The following is a 4,444-nucleotide window of genomic DNA, read 5'->3' on the forward strand; positions in this document are numbered from 1 at the left end:
CCATCATCATCAACACCCATCCAGTCTGGTGTTGCACCCACGATGCGGCCCCGCCCTGGGAATCTCCTCGAGCGTCCGGACATGACGAAGCCGCCCTGTCGGGGGAGGCAGGGCGGCTTCGCGTGGGGTGGCGGTACCTGAGCGTGTCAGGCCGCCAGGTCGGGGTCGGCGATCTTGCGCAGCGTCACGAGCGCCTGGCGCTCGAGCTGGCGGACCCGCTCGGCGGAGATGCCGTGGCGCTTGCCGATGTCGGCGAGCTTCTGCTGACGGCCGTCGAGCAGGCCGTAGCGGGCCCGCACGATGTCGGCCTCGCGCGGACCGAGGTGGTCGATCAGCGTGCTGATGAGGTGCTTGGTCTCGTCGTCGAGCACCGCCAGGTCGGGACCGGGCGACGTGTCGCGGGCGATGAGGTCACCCAGCGAGGTGTCGCCGTCGTCGTCCACCGGGGTGTCGAGGCTCACGTGGTCGCGACCCCAGGACAACAGGTCGATCACGCGGTCGACGTCCATGCCGAGCTCCTCGGCGATCTCCTGCGGCTCCGGGTCGTACCCGAGGGTCCGCTCCAGGGTGCGGCGTGCGGCCGTGACCTGGTTCAGCTCCTCGACCACGTGCACGGGCAGCCGCACGACGCGTGCCTGCTGCGCGATGCCTCGGGTGATCGCCTGACGCACCCACCACGTGGCGTAGGTGGAGAACTTGAAGCCCTTGGCGTAGTCGAACTTCTCGACCGCGCGGATCAGGCCGGTGTTGCCCTCCTGCACCAGGTCGAGCATCGGCATGGCCGAGCGCCCGTACTTGCGGGCGATGGAGACGACCAGGCGCAGGTTGGCCTGCACGAACTCCTGCTGGGCACGCTCGCCCTCGGCGGCGACGAACTCCAGCTCCTCGCGCGTCGCGCGCTTGGGGGCGCCACCCTTCGCGCGGCCGACGCGTCCCTCGTCGAGCAGGTGCTGGGCGTACAGCCCGGCCTCGATGCTCCGGCTGAGCTCGACCTCGCGGGCGGCGTCCAGCAGCGGCGTCCGGGCGATCTCGGCCAGGTACATGCCGACGCTGTCCTTGCCCTCGGCGCTCTCGTGCCTCGTTGACGTCATCTGAATACGCCTCCCATCGTGTCTGTACCAGTGCAACGCACCGGATCGCCCTCTGATTCCGCTCTCAGGGTCTTCTTGGCAGGTGTTGGCCGGGGTCTCAGTCCCGGCGCGCCGACCGGTCCGGCACAGGGTGGTGCGCGGGAGGCGCGCGGGAGGCTAGGTTGTCCTTACCCAATTCTCAGCATGAAAGGTCTACCCCCATGGCAGCCGACTTCAAGGCGCTCTCCCGGAACGACCAAGGTGCACTCGTCGCCGGTGCGCTCGCCCTCCTCCTCTCCTTCTTCGGGGCGTACGTCGTGGCCTCCGTGGAGGGCGGCGACGACCTGCCGATCTCCGTCGACACGTCGAGCGGGGTGAACGCCTGGAACAGCTGGGCGACCCTCGGCATGCTCCTCATCCTCGTCGCGGTCGCGGTCGTGGCGATCAAGGCCTTCGCCGCGCAGAGCCTGCCGGACACCGTCCCGTGGCGTCTCGTGGCCCTCGCAGCAGCCGGTCTCGGCACCCTGCTCGTGATCCTGCGTGCGCTGACCGCCGACGGTGGCGGCAGCTTCGGCACCGTCAGTGTCAACGTCGGCCCCGGCTGGTCCGGCTGGCTGCTCTTCATCGCCGCCATCGCGCTGACCGTCTTCACGGCGCTCGCGTTCAAGGACTCCGGCGAGAAGCTTCCCGAGGTCAACAAGAAGAACGACCCGCCGGCCGCCTGAGCGGACCGGTGGTCAGGCGGTGAACGGTGGTCGGTCGTCCAGGGCGACCGACCGCCGTCCCGCCCAGCGCCACACCCGCGCGGTGAGGTCACGGTCCTCGTCGGTGACGAGGTTGCCCATGACCCGCAGCGCGATCGTCATGAGCGTGTGCGACCGCATCCCCAGCGGGCCCAGCGTGGGCAGCAGGCGGGGGACCGTGATGAGCCCAGCGAGGCGCCGTGCGATGGAGAACGCCTCGCCGTAGTGGCCCACGAGGAGCTCGGGCCAGGCCGTCGAGAGGTCGGCCCCCGAGGTCAGCAGCTCCGCCCCCACCCGGCCGGTCTCGAGGCCGTAGTCGATGCCCTCGCCGTTGAGCGGGTTGACGCATCCGGCGGCGTCGCCGACCAGGATCCAGTTGGGTCCGGCCACGCCGGAGACCGCGCCGCCCATGGGCAGCAGCGCCGACGTCGGCATCCGGAGGTCGGGGCCGAGCTCCCACTCGTCGCGTCGCAGCTCGGCGTAGTACTGCATGAGCGGTCGGATCTGCAGCGCCGCAGGTCGCTTGGCCGTGGCCAGGGCGCCGACGCCGAGGTTCACCTCGCCGCCCTCGCCGGCGGTGCCGAGCGGGAAGATCCAGCCGTACCCGGGCAACAGAGCATCCTGCTCGTCGCGGAGCTCCAGGTGCGAGGAGATCCAGGGGTCGTCGGCGCGACCGGACTTCACGTACGAGCGCCCGGCGACGCCGTAGGCGGTGTCGCGGTGCCACTCGCGGCCGAGCACCTTGCCCAAGGGGGAGCGGACGCCGTCGGCCACGACGAGCCGGTCGCACCGCACGACGTGGCGCTGCTTGTCCGGGCCCACGGCGAACACGACGCCGGTGACCCGACCCGAGGAGTCGCGCTCGGCGTCGACCGCTCGCGCGTGGTCGAGGGGGCGGGCGCCGTCGGCGATCGCGACGTCGCGGATCCGGGCGTCGAGCTGGGTGCGGGGGACCGCCGAGCCGTGGTCGGGCAGTGAACCACCGGGCCAGGGCAGCAGCAGCTCCTGGCCGAAGCCGGCGGCCCGCAGGCCGCGGTTGGTGCCGAAGGAGCGGGTCCACGTGCCGAGGCCCAACCGGTCGAGCTCGGCGATGGCGCGGGGCGTGAGGCCGTCGCCGCACGTCTTGTCGCGCGGGAAGGTGGCGGCGTCGGCCAGCACGACGTCGGCGCCGGCCCGTGCGGACCAGGCGGCGGCAGCGGCTCCGGCCGGCCCCGCACCGACCACGAGGACGTCGGTGCGCTCGGGCAGGGTCATACCCCCGATCATCCCACCCCGTGCCAGGATGGCGCGCATGGCCTCACCGTCGTCCGCCCCGTCCGCGGCCCCCGGCACGGTCCGCTTCGCGTCGTCGGGCTCGTCGTACTACGCCGTGGTGCTCGCGCTGTTCTGCACGATCATCGTGGTCTCGAACATCGTGGCCGCCAAGCCCATCGAGATCGGCACGGGCTCGTTCACCCTCGGCCCGGTCCAGGTCTGGCCCCTGCTCGTCGACGGAGGGGCCGTGCTGTTCCCCCTGGCCTACGTCCTGGGCGACGTCGTGGCCGAGGTGTACGGCTTCCGGGCAGCCCGCCGGGCTGTGCTGGTGGGCTTCGCGTGCGCGGTCCTGGCCGTCCTGACGTTCGCGATCGTCCAGCGGATCCCGGGTGCGTCGTTCTACGCCAACCAGGACGCGTACGAGGCGGTGCTGGGCCCGGTCGGCCAGATCGTCCTGGCCAGCGTGGTCGGCTACGTCTGCGGGCAGCTCACGAACGCCTGGGTGCTCACCCGCATGAAGGCCCGCACCGCAGAGCGCGCACTCGTCGTGCGGCTGGCGTCGTCGACCGGCGTCGGCGAGCTGGTCGACACGTTCCTGTTTTGCGCCATCGCCGCGTCGGCCATCGGCATCACCGGGTTCGGCGGCTTCCTGAACTACTTCGTCGTGGGCATGCTGTTCAAGTGCGCGGTCGAGCTGCTCGTCATGCCGGTCACCGTGACGGTCATCGCGCGGCTGAAGGCGGCCGAGCCGACGTACTGACGGCCGGTCGGGTCAGCGCGATGCCGCGATGCGGCCGAGGGTCTCGTCGCGCAGGTCGTCGAACGTGCCGTCCTCGATGGCGTCGCGCATCCGGTCGACCAGCCGCACGACGTAGCGCTCGTTGTGGATCGTGGTGAGCGTGGCCGCCACGTACTCCTTGGCCTTGAACAGGTGGTGCAGGTAGGCGCGGGTGTAGTGCGCGCAGGTGTAGCAGTCGCAGCCGTCCTCGATGGGCTCGAAGCGGCGCCGTGACGCGGCGACCAGGAGGTTCTCGCGTCCGTCGGCGGTGTACACGCGCGACGACCGCGCCACCCTGGACGGGCCCACGCAGTCGAAGGTGTCGGCCCCCGCCTCGACCGCCGCGAACAGGTCGTCCGGCTCACCGATGCCCAGCAGGTGTCGGGGTCGGTCCTCGGGCAGCTCGTCGGTGACCCAGCCGACGATGGTCGCGAGGTTCTCCTTCTCGATGGCGCCGCCGATGCCGAAGCCGTCGAACCGGGTGCCGTCGACCTCCAGTCCGGCGAGGTCGCGGGCCGCGCGGCGGCGCAGGTCCTCGTGCTGGGCGCCCTGGACGACGCCGAACAGGGCCGGGGCGGGGGTGCCGGGCCCGGGGCGGC

At 71.7% G+C, this 4,444-nt stretch carries 5 protein-coding genes; 2 read left to right on the forward strand and 3 right to left on the reverse strand.

What is annotated here, in order from left to right:
• Positions 1 to 146 precede the first annotated feature (146 nt).
• Entirely contained in the window at positions 147 to 1,091 is a 945-nt protein-coding gene (locus NUV38_RS17025) for an RNA polymerase sigma factor RpoD/SigA (protein WP_257730249.1), read from the reverse strand.
• A gap of 200 nt (positions 1,092 to 1,291) precedes the next feature.
• Here NUV38_RS17025 and NUV38_RS17030 point away from each other — a divergent pair, with 200 nt between their 5' ends.
• Positions 1,292 to 1,795, forward strand: a complete 504-nt coding sequence (locus NUV38_RS17030) for a hypothetical protein (RefSeq protein WP_257730250.1) — start codon at positions 1,292 to 1,294, stop codon at positions 1,793 to 1,795.
• 12 nt (positions 1,796 to 1,807) lie between these two features.
• Here NUV38_RS17030 and NUV38_RS17035 read toward each other — a convergent pair whose 3' ends face one another.
• Positions 1,808 to 3,067 carry a geranylgeranyl reductase family protein gene (locus NUV38_RS17035; RefSeq protein WP_257730251.1) on the reverse strand — a complete coding sequence of 420 codons (1,260 nt, stop codon included), beginning with the start codon at positions 3,065 to 3,067 and terminating at the stop codon, positions 1,808 to 1,810.
• A 37-nt stretch (positions 3,068 to 3,104) separates the two neighbouring features.
• Between NUV38_RS17035 and NUV38_RS17040 the strand changes: the two genes are divergently transcribed.
• The gene (locus NUV38_RS17040) at positions 3,105 to 3,827 is read left to right on the forward strand and encodes a queuosine precursor transporter (protein WP_257730252.1); all 723 of its coding nucleotides are present in this window, start codon (positions 3,105 to 3,107) and stop codon (positions 3,825 to 3,827) included.
• A gap of 12 nt (positions 3,828 to 3,839) precedes the next feature.
• Here NUV38_RS17040 and NUV38_RS17045 read toward each other — a convergent pair.
• The coding region (locus NUV38_RS17045; RefSeq protein ID WP_257730253.1) for a tRNA-guanine transglycosylase at positions 3,840 to 4,444 on the reverse strand (605 nt) is incomplete at its 5' end.

It is taken from the genome of Aeromicrobium sp. 50.2.37, from assembly GCF_024655735.1.
Classification (GTDB): domain Bacteria; phylum Actinomycetota; class Actinomycetes; order Propionibacteriales; family Nocardioidaceae; genus Aeromicrobium.

Excerpts from the sequence above, each read along its gene's own strand:
- NUV38_RS17025 (WP_257730249.1), bottom strand. The coding sequence starts at position 1,091 with ATGACGTCAACGAGGCACGAGAGCGCCGAGGGCAAGGACAGCGTCGGC.
- NUV38_RS17030 (WP_257730250.1), top strand. The coding sequence starts at position 1,292 with ATGGCAGCCGACTTCAAGGCGCTCTCCCGGAACGACCAAGGTGCACTC.
- NUV38_RS17035 (WP_257730251.1), bottom strand. The coding sequence starts at position 3,067 with ATGACCCTGCCCGAGCGCACCGACGTCCTCGTGGTCGGTGCGGGGCCG.
- NUV38_RS17040 (WP_257730252.1), top strand. The coding sequence starts at position 3,105 with ATGGCCTCACCGTCGTCCGCCCCGTCCGCGGCCCCCGGCACGGTCCGC.